Raw genomic sequence first — 15290 nt, forward strand, 5'->3', positions numbered from 1 at the left:
TTGGGGCGTATCGAAAGAGAAAGGGCGGCCGACCGGCCGCCCCTTTATACCCGGCGTCAGCTCAGGACGCCGTATTTCTTGAACCAGGCTTTCGCCTGCTTCCAGGCATCGTCCGCGGCGTCCTTGCGGTAGCTGCCGCGGTAGTCGGCATGGAAGCCGTGCGGCGCTTCGGGGTAGACCTTGAATTCAGCCGTCTTCTTGTTCTCGGCCAGCGCCGCCTTCATCTGCTCGACTTGAGCGACGGGAATGCCGGTGTCGGCACCGCCGTAGAGGCCGAGCACCGGCGCCTTCATCTCGGGTGCAAGCTGCATCGGGCTCTTCGGCCACAGCGGATTGGCGGGGTCGACCAAACTTCCGTAGAAGGCAACGCCGGCCTTGAGGCTGCTGTTGTGGGCGGCATATTCCCAGACCGTGCGGCCGCCCCGGCAGAAGCCGATGATGCCGAGCTTGGCGGCATCACCGGCCTGCGAGCCCGCCCATGCCACCACTGCATCGAGGTCCGACAGCAGCTCGGCGTCGGGCTTGGCATTGACGATCGGCAAGAGCTCCTTGATGTCGGTGATCTTGGTGAGGTCGGTACCCTTGCGGAAGTAGTAATCCGGCGCGATGGCGAACGCGCCGAGCTTGGCGAGGCGCCGCGTCACGTCCTTGATGTATTCGTGCAGGCCGAAGATCTCCATCGCCACGATGATCACGGGGGCCTTGGTGTTGCCGGCAGGGCGGGCGAAATAGACGGGCATCTCTTCGGAGCCGACCTTGACCTTGGCATCGCCGGCCTGGAGACCATTGGTGTCGGTCGCGACCACCTCGGCGCGCACGGGCCCGGCCGCTAGCGTGTAGCCGGCCGCCACGGCCGCGGTGGCGCTCATGAATCCGCGGCGCGAGACCGGGGCGACTTTCGTCAGCCCGACGACGTCGGATGTCATGGTGGTTTCGAAGCTCATCGGTCTATCCCTCTGCTGCCTATGCTGATGCCCCCGGGGGCGACGCATTCGCCAATAATTACCGGCGAAACGCAAGTCACCAGCCTGCGAGCACGCGCCCTTTCAGGCCGGCCCCTGAATGGCGATGACGCTGCAGGCGATGAGGTCGCAGAGCTCGCGCATGTTGCCTGACGTGTGATGCTGGCCAGCGCGGCGTGCTCGATCTCCAGCGACGCGCTGACATGGCCTGGATCGCTCGTATGCCGGACTTAACCGTCTAACTGCGCTGCGTCGCAACATCCATTAACCGAAAAAGTCGGTTCTCTCTTGGCCGATCACACCGCCGGGCGCCGCAGCCGATGCGCATGTTCGCGCATTCGACGCGCTCACCCGCAACAAAAGGACACCGCAACGGCTGCAATGACACATCATGTTGCTCACGCATCGCGCATGACCGCCGGAGCACATGCGAGACGCCGTCATTTGATTGAAATTTTCAGAGGACTCGAGCGGTGCGATTTACTCGAACTTTCTTTGTGACGCCCTAGTTCCACGTCCGGAAGTTCCAACCGGTTCTTCCCCATGCGCGGTCCGCCGCCCGGCAACGGACGGAGGGCCCAGGTGGGGACTTCATTCTCGTCTGCTCAGATTGCGCACCCCAAGGCTCAATTGAATCAAGGCTCAATTGAATAAAGCTTTATCCGACCTGGAATTGAAATGAATTTGGCTCGCGAATCGATTGAACTGCTGGAGCAGGCCGCACGAATCCTGTGGTTCGAAGGCACCAGGCACGGCTTGCGCGACCGCGAATGGATGGCGCTGCGATTCCTCTCCCGCGCCAACCGTTTCTCCCGGACGCCTTCGGCGCTCGCAAGTTACGTCGGCACCACGCGCGGCACCGCCTCGTTCATCATCGGAGAGCTCGAACGGCTCGGTTATATCGAGCGAAAGCGCTCGGCCACCGACAAACGCTCGGTGATGCTGAGCGTGACGCAGCAGGGCAAGAAGTTCCTGGTGCGCGACCCCGTCAACGTCCTCATCGAGGCGATTGCCGGGCTCGACGACGAGGTCAAGATGCGCTTCCGCGACACGTTCCGGCACGTGCTGGATCAGTCGGACGCGGCCGAGCAGCGGCACCACACCGACGTTTGCAAGCGATGCATCTTCCTCCGGGAAGAGCGCATGACCACGGACAGCAAGGCGCCGGCCGAATTCAGCTGCCGCCTGTTTCGCTCGCCGATCGCGGAGGCGGAGGTCGACCTGCTATGCACCAGCTTCGAGCATCACCGCCAATAGAAGGCGGCGTTCGATCAGGGCGTCGCCTTGCGTGACGAATAGACGACGCCCCCACTCGTCTCCACCACGAGGCGCCCGTTCTCGCTCCTGATCTCCTCGATGCGGCCGAGGCCGGGCACCTGCTGGCCCAGCACGGCTTCGATGACGCCGTTCGGACTCTGCAGGATGGCGATGCCCTCATAGGCCTGGCGGACCGACCAACCCTTGATCACCTTCCGCGGCGCCGACGACCGCTCGGGCGGCGACACCGAGCCCGTGAACTCCGGCGCCGCGACCGCGGCCATCATCGGCCCTTGTTGTGACGGCGGCTGCGATTGCACCGTCGCCGGAGCGGGAGCTGGAGCCTGGACCTGCGCCTGAGCCAGCCTGTCGAGCTTGACCGTCGAGGACGAGCTCACCCGCTCGATGCGATCCAGATTCTCGGCGAACCGGCCGAACCGGTCGTTGGTCGCCTTGCTCGACTGATCGACCGCGGTGCGCAGGCCGTCGAGATTTTCCGACACGCCAGACACCTGCTTGCGCAGCTGTGCGACGGTCTCGCGCAGGATCCTGATCTCCGTATTGGCCGCAACGTTGTTCTGCGCCGGCTGCGTGGTGAGATAGGCGATCACGCCGGTGCAGGCGCAGACCACGAGTATGGCGGCGACCGCCAATGTCGCGAGCGGCGCAACCCATGTCGGACGGGGCGGCGGCGGCTTGGCCACGATCACTGCCGGCTTGATCACGGTCGGCGCAGGCTTGGGGATCGCCATCTTGTCGAGACGCGCTTTGGCGCGAATACGCTTGAGCCCTTCGAGCGCCTCCTTCGCGAGGGCTTCGTCGCTCGCCGCGGCCGACGCACGCTTTGCAGCCGCAGCAGGCTTGGCGGCTCGCGCCGTATCATCCTTCATATCGCGCGGCGCGGGAGCCGGCTTTACCGTCGCGGAAACATCAGCGGTCGCGTTGGGACGAGCTTGTCCATCGGACAACATGTGAGAATGCTCCGTGCGGTTCGATCTGTCGAACGGTGACGTTATTTGCCGAAGCTTGTCCGAAACGTGCGCATCGAAAGATTCTCAACACGCGCGATGCGACGCGCCGTGGCTTAAACGCGTCGTTCGCGTGGCGAGAGTGCGACTCGAAAGACACACACTCGCCAAGATTTCGCCAAGCTGGAGTCGCGGCACCGCGTATGAGTCGAATTGTCGCATGTGGAAAACCGCGCGAGCGCGTCAATCGCGGGTTGAAAACCCCCTCCTATGCGTGAGCGCCCGCATCACTCAAAACAGCTGTAGTTGTACGGGGATGCGGAACCATAGGCCCATCGCGGTGCAAAATTAGTTTGGTTTCCAAAGCAACTGATGCGACTGAATACATCAAGAAACAACCCGAAACAAACCAACAGCATCAAGCACACGTAGCAAACACTTTGTGGCGCACGCTTGATCGGAAATCGGCAATCGCTACGGTCCTAGTCAAGTGATTCTCGCCAGTGGCGAGGAGATCGACACAAGTTTCAGGTGTGTTCGGACGCGATGAGCAACTTGGCGCAACTGTTCTAGGTCGTTTCTCAATCTGCCCCGCGAGGTGATCCGTACGACACCCGCCGGGCCTCACGCAGTAAGCGTTCAGTATCGAGTGGAAGTACCAGGCCTGCGAGACGCAGGCACTGAATGCGTAGGGCTGCCCGCGAATATCGAAACCATAACAACCGTTCGCGGGAAGGAATGTCGTCAAACAGCATCGTTGCCGAGCCGGAGCATCACAACAACCAGCCGGCCGCAACAAGTGCGAAACAGGGGCGAAAGACTGATGTATATTATCGTTGATGATCGCGAGAGCGTCGCGAACAGCTACGTCGGAGGGCTCGTTCGCGAAGGCGTATCGTCGATCGGATTCTCCTCCGGGGAATTCTGGGACTGGCTGCAATCCGCGAGTGAATCGGACCTGGCAGCGGTCGACGCCTTCCTCCTCGGGGATTGCGATGCCCGCGGAAGCCTGCCGCGGGCGATGCGCAAGCGTTCCTCGGCTCCCATCATCGCCGTGAGCGGCCAGAAGATGCTCAAGAACACGCTCGAGCTGTTCGAATCGGGCGTCGACGATGTCGTGCACGTGCCGGTCCATCTCCGCGAAATCCTCGCTCGAACGGCCGCGATCGCGCGCCGCCGGGTGGGCGAACTGCCAAGGCCCTGCGAGACCAGGATCCAGGTCTTCTTCAACGGCCGTGACCCCGAGATCGCGGGCCACGCCCTCACCCTGCCCCGCCGCGAGCTGCGCATTCTCGAATATATGGTCAGCAACCACGGCAAGTGGATCACCAAGACGCAGATCTTCAACGCGGTCTACGGCATCTTCGAGTCCACGTTCGACGAGAGCGTGATCGAGAGCCACGTCAGCAAGCTGCGCAAGAAGCTCCGCGACCGTCTCGGCTTCGACGCGATCGTGGCCCGGCGCTACGTCGGATACCGCCTCGACATCCCCGCCGGCGAAACCCTGGACGAACCGATGCAGGAGCTCGACGACGAGGTCGGCATCCTGCTGAACCGCACGCATGCCGTCCCGGCCGCGTATCCGGCCGGCAACTGATCCGGCAGAGGCCTGCTGTAGACCGACAACGGCCTCCGCGAAGCAGCTTCGCGGAGGCCGTTGCACGTTTGGGGGGTAGAGGCGGCAAGCAGTCGTCGAGCGCGCCTCGTCCTTCGAGACGACCGCTTGGCGGTCTCCCAGGATGAGGCTAGCAGCAGTGCTCGTTGAAACTCGCCCCACGCACCCGGCCCTCATCCTGAGGGCCGCCAACGGCGGGCGTCTCGAAGGATGGCCGCACGGAAATGCTCTCAACGCGGCTTCAAGTCGGCGCGCGCTACGGCTTCTGCTGGAATTCTTCCTTGGAGACGTAGTTGAAATCTTCGACCAGGACGTCCTGGACGATGTCAGCCTGCATCCGCTCGTTGACGCGCTGCTTGATGGCCGTCGTCAGGATGGAGAGGTCGTAACGGGCGAGCTTCCTGAAGTCGAGACGGTCATCGGCATAGATCCTGCGGAAGGCCTCGTCGACGACGAACGGCTCCGGCGGAACGTTGAGCTGGTGCATGGTCCGCGCCTCCATGGTGTAGACGAAGCGCGCGACGATATAGCCCTGCACATTGCCGTTCTCGACCATGGGCACGCTCAGGGCCCGCGTCTTCTGGTATTGCAGCCCGTCGAGATATTCGTCCTTGGCCGGCAGAAGGCTGCCGTTTTCCTTCCAATAGGCCACGGCATAGCTCGTGCCCGCTGTGAGGATGCATACCCAGAGCCCGGCCAGCACCAGTCTGATCATTTTCCGTCCTGCGCTGCGCGACCGGTATAGGTGCCGTCCGACTCGGCCTCCTTGATCGCCTTGACGATGATGCCAGCGACCTCGCGCACCGCGTCATAGTGCATTTCGAGGACCGACCGATTGCGCTCGAGTTTTTCGCGTAGCCGCTGAATCTCCTCGGTGACCTCGACTTCGCCGCCGAGATGCATCCGCGCCCGCATCAGGCGGACGAATTCGAGCATGCTGCGGCTCTTGCGCGCGCTGAAATCGTCGAAATCGATCTTCTGCCCCGTGGTGAGCGCGACCGTCTCTTCCTCGACGATGCTCTCGAGCCGGCGGATCGCAGCCAAGAGGCCGCGCACCTCGTCCGATCTCGCAGCATCGGCGCCGTCGACCGCGGGCTCGCTGCTCACGACCGGCAGCAACACGGGCAGCAGCGCATCGCCTGCTGCGGCTTCCGTCGTGACCATCTCGATATCCGCGACCGGCTGCTCGATCACCATGGCCGCCGCGCTGTCTTGTACCTGCATGGAAAATTCACCCCTCAATTTCTGTCCCCATTCGCGGATCATCATCCCGCCTTGCCCGCATTGTCCGGTGCCGGCGGATGCGCGGCAGCGAGCCGCTCGGCGATGCCGATGCCCTTACCTTTTGCCAGCTGGTTGCCGAGCTGCTCCGCCAGCATCGACTTCCAGACGCCGCCAGCCGTGCCCTTGCCGAAGACCTCCTCCGATTCCTTCGGCAGCATCGTCTCGACGAAGGTCTGGAGGATGAAAGCTTCGAACTTCCGGTAGACCTCGCCGGATGCCGGCGCCTTGATCACCCGAACCGGCGCGCCGTTCACCGCGTCCGACTGCGCCGCGGCCACCTTCGCCGCGGGTTGATCGGCGGCCGCTGCCGCGGCCTTGCCGGCCTCCGCGTCCATCGTCGCGGCGAAATCGGCATCGGAAGATTTCAGCGCATCGAGCTTCGCGGTCGCGGCGCGCTGCGTCACGGGATCGGCGGCCTCGAGGACATCGAGGACGAGGTCGGGTGTCGCTGTCACGATCATGTCTTGTTCCGGTTGGCTGGCCGTGGCGTCCAGGCGCGCACGGCAGGGCTAAGTCCCGTCATCTCCTCGAGATCCCGCTTCTCGGCATCGCGGAGCTTGTCGGCCAGCGCTGCCTTCGCGACTTCCTCGAGCTGCTTGACGCGGCGGTTCTCGGCGCGAACCTGGTCGAGTTGCTGTGCAGCCTGCGCCTGAACCGCGCGCGCACCGACGCTTGTCCTGTTCAGACGCCGCGCGATCGATTCGCTCGACGAGCCCGCCGGCGGCTTGCCGTCGTTCAAGGCGCCCACCAGCCATTCCTGCTCGTCCTGCAGGCTTCGCTCCTGCTGTCGCAACTGCGCAAGCTGCCATTCGGACAGCCGGAGCTGCAGCTTCACGAGCGAAACCATTCGGCCGAGCTTGTCCGCGCGCGAGGCCATCACTGCTCACTCCGCCAGCCAGGACGAGACGCCGAGCATGAATTGCGTCAGCAGCTCGTCACTGGTGAGGTAGAGTAGCAGGAAGCCGCCGAACAGCACGAAGGGCACGGAGATGAAATAGACTGGAATGGCCGGCGTCAGCTTGTTGATCAGGCCGACCGCCAGGTTGACGATCACCGAATAGACGATGAAGGGGCTGGTGATCCGCAGCGTCAGCACGAACGCTTCGGACAAGCGCCCGACCAGCTGGTCGAGCGGCATGCCGCCGCCGAGCCGGTCGCCGGGATGCCAGACATCGTAGGAGTTCATCAGCCCGCGCAGGACCTGCCAATGCTGGTCGGTCATGAAGAACAGCGTGGTGACGGACACCATGATCAGCGGTACCAGCGCCGGCGCCGGATCGCTGTCGGCAACCGGCGTGCCCGGGATGTTGCTGAGGCCGATCGCGCTCGCCATCACGGTCGCCATGGTCTGCAGCGCGAGGAAGAATACCCGCCCGCCGAGCCCGATGACGCTGCCGACCAGGAGCTCCGAACTGATCAGGAGCGCCAGCGTCAGCGGCGCCGCGTTGTCCGTGAGGGGCTTCAGGACCGCGATCAGGATCGGCGCCAGCGCGAAGGTCGTGACCAGCGCGACGAACAGGCGAACCTGGGCCGGAACGTTGACGCTGGAATAGCCGGGCACCAGCATCAGGCAGGCGCCGATCCGGCAGAACACGATGAACGTCACCAGCACGCTGTCGGCCAGGCCTGAGATCACGAGATGGCTCCGAGTGCCCTGATCTCCGCGCTACGCGCGACCTCGACATGCGACAGGATCGGCAGCGTCGGGAACACCCGTTCCAGGATCATCCGGACATAGGGGCGCGCTTCGGGCGTCACTGCCAGCACCACGCTGGTACCGTTCTCGGTGAACTTGCGGATCGCGGCGCTCGCTTCCGTCGCGAATTGCTCGATCAGGCGCGGATCGGCGTCGAACTCGACGACGTCGCCCTTGGCGTCGCGCTTCAGGCTCTGGTGGAACGCGAGATCCCAGCGGTTGCCGAGACGGACGACGTTGAGCACGCCGTTGTCGGAGAGGTCGCCGCAGATCTGCTGGGCCAGCCGCGTGCGCACATGCTCGGCGACCTGCTCGGAGCGCCGCACATGGGGCGCGATCTCCGCGATCGCCTCCAGGATGAGGTGGAGGTTGCGAATGGAGACCCGCTCGGCCAGCAGGATCTTCAGGATCGCCAGCAGGCCCGAATAGGAGATTTGCGAGGGGCAGAGATCCTCGACCAGACGCTTGTACTCGGGATCGAGCCGGTCGAGCAGCGCGCGCATGTCCTTGTAGGACAGGAGCTGGGCGAGGTTCGCCCTAAGCACTTCGCTCAAATGCGTGAGCAGCACCGACAGGTTGTCGACCGGCTTGCAGCCCTGCCGCTTGACCTCGTCGGTGAAGGCTTCCGTGACCCAGAGTGCCTTCATGCCGAAAGCGGGCTCGATCACCTCCTCGCCTGGCACGTCGGGCTTGCCGTCCTTGTCGACCAGCACGAGCACCTCGCCGAGCCTGAGCTCGCCATGGGCGACGCGCGTGTCGTGGATCCGGATCTGGTAGCTCTTGGGATCGATCGAGAGATTGTCGGTGAGCTTGATCTCGGGAATGACGAAGCCGTACTGCTTGGCGAACTTCTTGCGGATCTTGGCCACGCGATGCGCAAGCTCGGTGCGCGAGCCCAGGAGATGAACCGAAAGGTGGCCGCCAAGCGCCAGCTCGATTTCGGCGGTCTTGAGCTGCTCCTTGACGGATTCCTTGGCCTCGGCCTGGGCGCGCTCGTCGGCCTTGAGGGCCGCCTCCTTGCGCTCCTGCGCCGCCTGCCGCCTCGGCAGCGAGTAGCCGACGAAGGCCATGACGCCACCCAGCGCAACGAAAGGCGCCAACGGCAGCCCCGGCATCAACGCGAGCACGAACATCATCAGCGCGGCAGCCGATACCGCGCGCGGGTAGCCGCTGAGCTGCCGCAGCACGGCCTGCTCCGCCGACCCCCTGGTGCCGCCCTTGGAGACCAGCAGGCCCGCGGACAGCGACACGATCAGTGCCGGCATCTGCGACACCAGACCGTCGCCGACGGAGAGTTTGGTATAGACGTCGGCGGCACGCGACAGGGTCAGCCCGTGATGGGTGACGCCGATGATGATGCCGCCGAAAATGTTGATCGCCGTGATGATCAGACCGGCGATGGCGTCGCCGCGGACGAATTTCGAGGCGCCGTCCATGGCGCCGAAGAACGCGCTTTCCTCCTCGAGCTCGCGGCGCCGGCGCTGGGCTTCCTTGTCGTCGATCAGGCCCGCCGACAGATCGGCGTCGATCGCCATCTGCTTGCCGGGGATGGCATCGAGGGTGAAGCGCGCGCCGACTTCGGCGATACGCGTCGCGCCCTTGGTGATCACGACGAAGTTCACCGTGACCAGGATGGCGAAGATGATCAGGCCGATGACGAAATCGCCGCCCATCACGAACTTGGAGAAGCCGGCGACGACGTGGCCGGCGGCCTGCTCGCCCTCGCCGCCGCGCGACAGGATCAGGCGGGTGGTCGCGACGTTCAGCGCGAGGCGCAGGATCGTCGCGATCAGCAGCACGGTCGGGAAGGCGGAGAAATCGAGCGGTCGCTGGATCCACAGCGCCACCATCAGGATCAGTGCCGACAGCGCGATCGAGAACGCCAGGCCAAGGTCGATCAGGATCGGTGGGATCGGCAGGAACAGAATCGTGAGCATGGCCACGATGCCGCCGGCAAAAAAGGCGTCGGCCCCCAATCTTCGTGGTGTCGGCAGGCTAGCAGCTAACGTATCGGCCATGGGTCACCGGCAGAGGAGTCCGGTTCGCAATCTGCCGTGCAAAGCTTACGCGAGGGTGGTGGCAGGCGCCTCGCGGATCAGAAGCCGTGCTCGATCCGCGAATAGACCATCTCGGTGAAGGTCGAGAGATGCGCGCCGATGAAGGAGCCGGAGACGGCGACGACCAAGAGGATGACGATGATCTTCGGAACGAAGGTCAGCGTCACCTCCTGGATCTGGGTCAGGGCCTGGATCAGCGCGATCACGGTGCCGACCAGCATCGCGGCGCCGACCGCTGGCCCGGAGGCGACGATGATGGTCCAAATCGCCGCCTGGACGATGTCGAGAGCGTCGCGTTCGTTCATGACTGGCTGATCGTGAGGCCGGGCCCGACCGCGACCTTGGTGCCGTCCTGGAGGGTCGCGATGGAGCCGTCACTGTTGATGGCGACCGAAACGACCTTGCCGCTGAAGCTGGCGCCGGTCGAGTCGGTGAAGCTGACGGTCTTCCCGATCAGGCCGTTGGCCTGCGACAACGACTGCGACGACAGCAGCGCGTCCAGCTTCGAATTGGTCTGCATCGCCTGCTCGACCGTCGAGAGCTGGGCGAACTGGCTCATATATTGCGAGGTATCCATCGGATTGGTCGGATCCTGGTTCTTCATCTCGGCGATGAGGAGCTGAAGAAACGTATTGTAGTCGACGCTATTGCTGGACGTCGTCGTGGTCTGGTCGGTCGCATTGGACTTGCCGGTCGTGTCGGTCACGCCTGTGACGTTCATGTGTCTCTCCGCTGTCAGGCAGCTTCGACGGGGGAAATGGGTACGGCGCCGGCCAGGATGGCCTGCTCGACCGGGAACAGGGCCCGGATCCGCTTGAGCGCTTCGAAGTAACGGGTCGCCTCGACCAGTTCGTCGACCGCACCAAGCCCCTCCAGCATCTCGCGGCTCTCGCACACGGCACGCAGGGCCGCATGATGCTGCGCATAGAGCGCCGCGGCGTCACGGATGTCGGTCGGGTTCATCAGCATGAGCTGGACGATGAAATAGAGCTGCCGCAACGCCGTGGTGGCGTCGGAGGCCTGCATGACCTGCCCTTCCAGCAGGAACATCACGTCGTTGACGAGCTCGACGGAGACCTTGCGGTCCACGCGCAGCACCGCGCCGTTGATGTAGATGCGTTCGCCCGCCCGCAAGGAGACTTTCATCAAAGGGCGTCTCGGATCAGGCGGTTGATTTCGATGAGCTGCATCACGTCGGTCGATCGCTCCTCGCGAAGGCGATCGGCTTCCTTGACCACCCACAGGCCGATCGAGATGATGTCGGCGCGCAGCTTGTCCGGCAGCCCGTTTTCCGGGTGCGAGAGGTCCTCGATGAAGATCGTCCACAAGCGTCGGACATAGAGCAGGCTCTCGACCAGGTCCTCGAGGCTGAAGCGCCCCTTCTGGAGTCGTTCGAGCCGGTCGATGCCGAGGCTGAGCGCCTGCCGCTCGCGGCCGCGCGCTTCAAAGCCACTCTCGTCGACGACCGCTTCATAGGCTTCAAACGTCATCAGAACCACTCTGCGCAGGAGATCGAAAAACAGGACAAAGGTCGCGAGCCCAACTCAGAGATAGTTGATGAGGCTGATCTGCTGGAGCTGCGAGGTCAGCGCGAGCGCCGTCTTGATCTGGGTCTGCAAGGTATTGACCCGGACCGAAGCCTCGGTCGGATCGACAGCCTCCATCTGGACGATCTGGTTGTTGAGGATGTCCTTCTGGATCTTCAGCTTCTCGGATGCACCGGTGACCCGCTGCTGGATCGACCCGACGGTGCCGCCGAGCACGGCGAGATCATTGATCGCGCCGCTGACGAGACTGATGGCCTTGTCGACGACGACCTGGAACGTGTCCTTGCTCAGGCTGGTGTTGCCGAGGTCGGTGAGCATGGTGTAGGCCTCGGCCAGCTTGCGGAAGCCGGGCTGGTTGGCGCTGACCGAGCTGTCGACGACCTCGGTCGTGGAGATGCGGCTCGACAGCGTCTGGTCCGTGGCCGCCGACCAATTGGTGTTCCAGGCCGGGCTTGCAAACTCGGGATCGAGGACGTTGTCGAGGAAATTCTGCATCTGCGCCGGCGTGATCGTGCTCACGCCCGGCGCGGACTGCGAGAAGCCGAACGTCGCCAGGAAGTCCGCGTCGACCTGGTTCTTGCTGGCCGAGCCGGCCGTGTAGCTCGTGACCGGCACGGTCTGCGTGTTGATGCCGCCGAACAGGTACGACCCGTTGTAGGAGACGTTGAGCGCGCCAATGAGGTCCTGAAGGTTCGCGGACGCGCTCGGCAGGATGATTTTCGCGCCGCTGTCGGCGTCGCGGGCCGCGATCAAATTCTTGAGGAAGTCCGACGCGGTCTTGCCGAGCTGCGTGATCCGGTTCTGGGTCACATCGAGCCGCCCCGCCACCAGCTCGTTGGTGTCGACCAGCTGATCGGCGAAGTTGAAATCGGCCCGCAGCGCCACGTCGCGGCCCGTTCCCGTGCCGAGCTCGAGGCCGACATCGGCGAAACGGCCGGTAGTCGCCTCCTTCGAGGCCTTGGTCAGCGCGCTCTGGTTGTTCGTGATCGACGACCTCAACGACGACGACAGCATCAGGGTCGAGATGTAGTTCGCGCTCATCATGACTTAGTTCCCCACGGCGGCCAGCAGGCTCTGCAACATCTCGTCGACGGTCGAAATGATCTTCGACGACGCCGAATAGGTGCGCTCGACCTGGAGCATCAACGACATCTCGTCGTCCATGTTGACACCAGCGACGTTGGACAACGCCGCGGTGCTGCGGTCGAGCAGCGTGTTCTGGTACTTGACGTTGTCGTCAGCGGTCTTGCGATGGCTTTCGATCCAGCTCGCCGAGGACGAGGCGAACTCGATCACGCTGCCGCTCGGCTTGCCCTGGGCCGTGACGTCGAACGGCTGCGACGCGTTCATGTTGTCGATGAGCTGATGCAGGCGGGTCGAGAAGCCGGCGTTGCCGGTCGTGTTGTAGTTGAAGGCGGGATTGCCGCTGATCGCGCCGTCGCGCAGAAGGTTGGGATTGCCGCCCGCGGCCGGGTCGACCGACGCAGCGACCGAGATCAAGCCGGCGAGGCCGACCGAGATCGTGGCGCTCGCAGGCATCGCGGGCGCGCCGGGATAGGTGAAGAGGCCGGGCCTGTCCGCCAGCGTCGGAACGGCCGATTGATCGCTTTCCTTGAAGGTGTCGATCAGGCCGCGCGCGATTTCGTCGAGCTGGCTCTGGTACGTGACCGTGTCCTGGTCGCGCAGCTGGGCCAGGCCGGCGAGCTTGCCGGACTTGAGCGGCATGACGGAATTGGCACCGGTCACGGGCACACCGTCGATGAAGACGGCGTTGCCGGTGGTGCCGGCCGTGTAGGCGTTGGTCGGCGCAAAGCTCACGGTGCGCGCCGACTTGTCGAACAGCACGACGCCACTGTCGGTGTAGAGCGCCGCGTCGCCATTGGGACGGAGCGACATGGTGACGCCGACCTCCTGCGACAGCTTCGAGACGATGCTGTCGCGTTGGTCGAGATAGTCGGTGACGTCGTCGCCGGTGATCGTGCCCTTCACGATCGCGGTGTTGACCGTCTGGAACTGGGTCAGCAGCTGATTGATGTTGGCAACCGACGTCGCCATGTCGACGTCCGCCCCCTCGCGAACCGACTGCACCGTCTTGGTGGCCTGGTTGAGCGCGGTCACCATGTCCTTGGCCGAGGTCACGGCGGACTGCGCCAGGGTCGCATTGTCGGTGGAGTTGGCGTATTGCTGCAGCGCCTGCTTCAGCTTGTTGAGCTGCGCGGTCGGCGACTGTTCGAGCTCGGGATCGTCCACCGTCGCGGCCGCGATCTTCTGCAGGCCGTCATAGATCACGCTCTGCTTGGCGGACGATGACGTCGCGGTGAGGACGTTGGAATAGAGGCCGGAAGACGCCGCGCGCTGGATCGCCGCGACATAGACACCGGTGCCGGGCAGATTGTCCAGCATGGTGAGCTTGCGCGAATAGCCGGGGGCGCTGGCCCCGGCGATGTTGCGCGAGATCGTCGCCGACTGGATGCCCGACGCCATGAGCGAGGAGCGGGCGGAGTTGAGAGCGGCGGTAATGGACATGACGTGCCCTTGCCCGAAACGAGCGCTGAAGAGTTCAGCGCTTCAGGTTGACGACGACGTCCAGCAGGTCGGCGCCGGTCTGGAACGATTTCGAGTTCGCGGTGAAGCCGCGCTGGGCCTCGATCATCGAGGTCAACTCGTCCGCGAGATCGACGTTTGAATCTTCCAGCGCACCGGACTTGACGGTGCCGAGACCGCCCTGGCCGGCAAGGCCGACCTGCACGTTTCCGGACTCCAGGTTCGGCGAATAGACGTTGCCGACCTCGGGCGTCAGATGGTCCGGGCTCGGCACGGTGGCGAGCGCGATCTGGAAGCTCGGCAGCGTGGTGCCGTTCTTGAGCACGGCGGTGACGATACCCTTGTCGTCGATGTTGACCTTCTCGACCGAGGACGGGGCGTTGCCGTCGACCGTCGCCTTGAAGTCGAAGGCGGCGGCGACCTGGGTCATCGCCGACAGGTCGATATTGAAGGCCGCGGAACCGCCGGGGATGGCGACCGAGAGCGCCGTCGGGCTCGCCGCGGCCAGCTTGCCTTTACCAGTGGCGGTGACGTCGAAGGTGAACGTGGTCGCGGGGCCGGCCGTCGTCAGTGCCGTCGCGCCGTTGTAGACCTGGATGTCCCAGGTGTTGGCGCCTGTCTTGGCGGCGTACACGTCGAGCGTCACGGCGTTGCCGATGTTGTCGTAGGTCACCATCGACGTCTTCGACGTGTAGTTGGCGGGCCCTGCCGGCGCTGCGATCGCGGTTGCGCTCGGATCGAGATTGGCGGCCACGGTCGCCTTGGTCGACGGCGCGGCCTGCAGCGCCATCTGGTTGACGTTGATGACCTGGAGACCGCCGAAGCCGTTGGCGGCGACGTTAGGGACGGCACCGTTCGCGATGTTGTAGCCCATCAGCTGGAAGCCGGCGGTGTTGACGAGGTTGCCGGTGTTGTCGGGCACGAAGGCGCCGGCGCGGGTGAGGAAGTTGTTTCCGTTCGCGTCCTGCACGACGAAGAAGCCGTTGCCCTGGACCGCGAGATCCGTCGTCGAGGTCGTGAAATGGTAGTTGCCGGCGTCGGAGATGGCATAGCGGACCGAGGTCTCGACCGCGCCCGAATCGTAATTGCCGGAGCCGCTCTTCAGGATCAGCGAGGAGAATTCGGTGGAAGCCCGCTTGTAGCCGGTCGTGTTGACGTTGGCGATGTTGTCCGAGACCGTCGACAGCTTGTTGGACTGCGCGTTCATTCCGGAAACGCCGGTGCGCATAACACCATACAGGCTCATGAAGGGGGCTCCTTTGGTAGGTTGCAGCTACAATGCGGGTTCTTGCTTGCGCGGGGCTGATGATTGGGAACGATGCACAACTTGTCGTCGTGCCGACGCTTGTTGCCTCAAGCC

General features: G+C 64.1%; 17 protein-coding genes. 2 read left to right on the forward strand and 15 right to left on the reverse strand.

Annotated features, from left to right (window positions below):
• Window positions 1-56: 56 nt before the first annotated feature.
• A complete protein-coding gene (locus XH83_RS29605; RefSeq protein WP_194404153.1) occupies window positions 57-944 on the reverse strand; it encodes a dienelactone hydrolase family protein in 888 nt (295 codons plus the stop codon).
• 696 nt (window positions 945-1640) lie between these two features.
• Between XH83_RS29605 and XH83_RS29610 the strand changes: the two genes are divergently transcribed.
• The gene (locus XH83_RS29610; RefSeq protein WP_194404154.1) at window positions 1641-2219 is read left to right on the forward strand and encodes a MarR family winged helix-turn-helix transcriptional regulator; all 579 of its coding nucleotides are present in this window, start codon (window positions 1641-1643) and stop codon (window positions 2217-2219) included.
• Between the two features lie 14 nt (window positions 2220-2233).
• Here the strand turns inward: XH83_RS29610 and XH83_RS29615 are convergent, their stop codons facing one another.
• Window positions 2234-3190, reverse strand: a complete 957-nt coding sequence (locus XH83_RS29615) for a hypothetical protein (RefSeq protein WP_194404155.1) — start codon at window positions 3188-3190, stop codon at window positions 2234-2236.
• A gap of 820 nt (window positions 3191-4010) precedes the next feature.
• Here XH83_RS29615 and XH83_RS29620 point away from each other — a divergent pair.
• Window positions 4011-4784: a winged-helix domain-containing protein gene (locus XH83_RS29620; protein WP_194404156.1), complete on the forward strand. Its 774-nt coding sequence runs from the start codon at window positions 4011-4013 to the stop codon at window positions 4782-4784.
• A gap of 274 nt (window positions 4785-5058) precedes the next feature.
• Here XH83_RS29620 and XH83_RS29625 read toward each other — a convergent pair whose 3' ends face one another.
• From XH83_RS29625 to XH83_RS29685, 13 genes are all read right to left on the reverse strand, one after another.
• Window positions 5059-5517 (reverse strand): hypothetical protein, encoded by a 459-nt coding sequence (locus tag XH83_RS29625; protein ID WP_194404157.1) that lies wholly within the window; start codon window positions 5515-5517, stop codon window positions 5059-5061.
• Entirely contained in the window at window positions 5514-6026 is a 513-nt protein-coding gene (locus XH83_RS29630; protein ID WP_194404158.1) for a flagellar biosynthesis protein FlgN, read from the reverse strand. Before XH83_RS29630 ends, XH83_RS29625 begins: the two co-directional genes overlap by 4 nt.
• A gap of 41 nt (window positions 6027-6067) precedes the next feature.
• On the reverse strand, window positions 6068-6547 hold the full coding sequence (locus XH83_RS29635; protein WP_194404159.1) for a rod-binding protein: 480 nt from the start codon (window positions 6545-6547) through the stop codon (window positions 6068-6070).
• Window positions 6544-6963, reverse strand: a complete 420-nt coding sequence (locus tag XH83_RS29640; RefSeq protein WP_194404160.1) for a hypothetical protein — start codon at window positions 6961-6963, stop codon at window positions 6544-6546. The genes XH83_RS29635 and XH83_RS29640 overlap by 4 nt, the downstream gene beginning before the upstream one ends.
• A 6-nt stretch (window positions 6964-6969) precedes the next feature.
• Window positions 6970-7722, reverse strand: a complete 753-nt coding sequence (fliR, locus tag XH83_RS29645; protein WP_194404161.1) for a flagellar biosynthesis protein FliR — start codon at window positions 7720-7722, stop codon at window positions 6970-6972.
• On the reverse strand, window positions 7719-9800 hold the full coding sequence (gene flhA, locus XH83_RS29650; RefSeq protein ID WP_194404162.1) for a flagellar biosynthesis protein FlhA: 2082 nt from the start codon (window positions 9798-9800) through the stop codon (window positions 7719-7721). Before flhA ends, fliR begins: the two co-directional genes overlap by 4 nt.
• Window positions 9801-9877: 77 nt before the next feature.
• Window positions 9878-10144, reverse strand: coding sequence for a flagellar biosynthesis protein FliQ (gene fliQ / locus XH83_RS29655; protein WP_027572776.1), 267 nt, complete (start codon window positions 10142-10144; stop codon window positions 9878-9880).
• On the reverse strand, window positions 10141-10560 hold the full coding sequence (gene flgD / locus XH83_RS29660) for a flagellar hook assembly protein FlgD (RefSeq protein WP_194404163.1): 420 nt from the start codon (window positions 10558-10560) through the stop codon (window positions 10141-10143). The genes fliQ and flgD overlap by 4 nt, the downstream gene beginning before the upstream one ends.
• Window positions 10561-10574: 14 nt before the next feature.
• Entirely contained in the window at window positions 10575-10985 is a 411-nt protein-coding gene (flbT, locus tag XH83_RS29665; RefSeq protein ID WP_194404164.1) for a flagellar biosynthesis repressor FlbT, read from the reverse strand.
• Window positions 10985-11329: a flagellar biosynthesis regulator FlaF gene (gene flaF, locus XH83_RS29670; protein WP_194404165.1), complete on the reverse strand. Its 345-nt coding sequence runs from the start codon at window positions 11327-11329 to the stop codon at window positions 10985-10987. The genes flbT and flaF overlap by 1 nt, the downstream gene beginning before the upstream one ends.
• Before the next feature lie 54 nt (window positions 11330-11383).
• Window positions 11384-12430, reverse strand: a complete 1047-nt coding sequence (locus XH83_RS29675) for a flagellar hook-associated family protein (protein WP_194404166.1) — start codon at window positions 12428-12430, stop codon at window positions 11384-11386.
• 3 nt (window positions 12431-12433) lie between these two features.
• Entirely contained in the window at window positions 12434-13912 is a 1479-nt protein-coding gene (gene flgK, locus XH83_RS29680) for a flagellar hook-associated protein FlgK (RefSeq protein WP_194404167.1), read from the reverse strand.
• Window positions 13913-13946: 34 nt separating this feature from the next.
• Window positions 13947-15176 (reverse strand): flagellar hook protein FlgE, encoded by a 1230-nt coding sequence (locus XH83_RS29685; RefSeq protein ID WP_194404168.1) that lies wholly within the window; start codon window positions 15174-15176, stop codon window positions 13947-13949.
• Between the last annotated feature and the right edge of the window lie 114 nt (window positions 15177-15290).

Source organism: Bradyrhizobium sp. CCBAU 53351 (assembly GCF_015291745.1).
Taxonomy (GTDB): domain Bacteria; phylum Pseudomonadota; class Alphaproteobacteria; order Rhizobiales; family Xanthobacteraceae; genus Bradyrhizobium.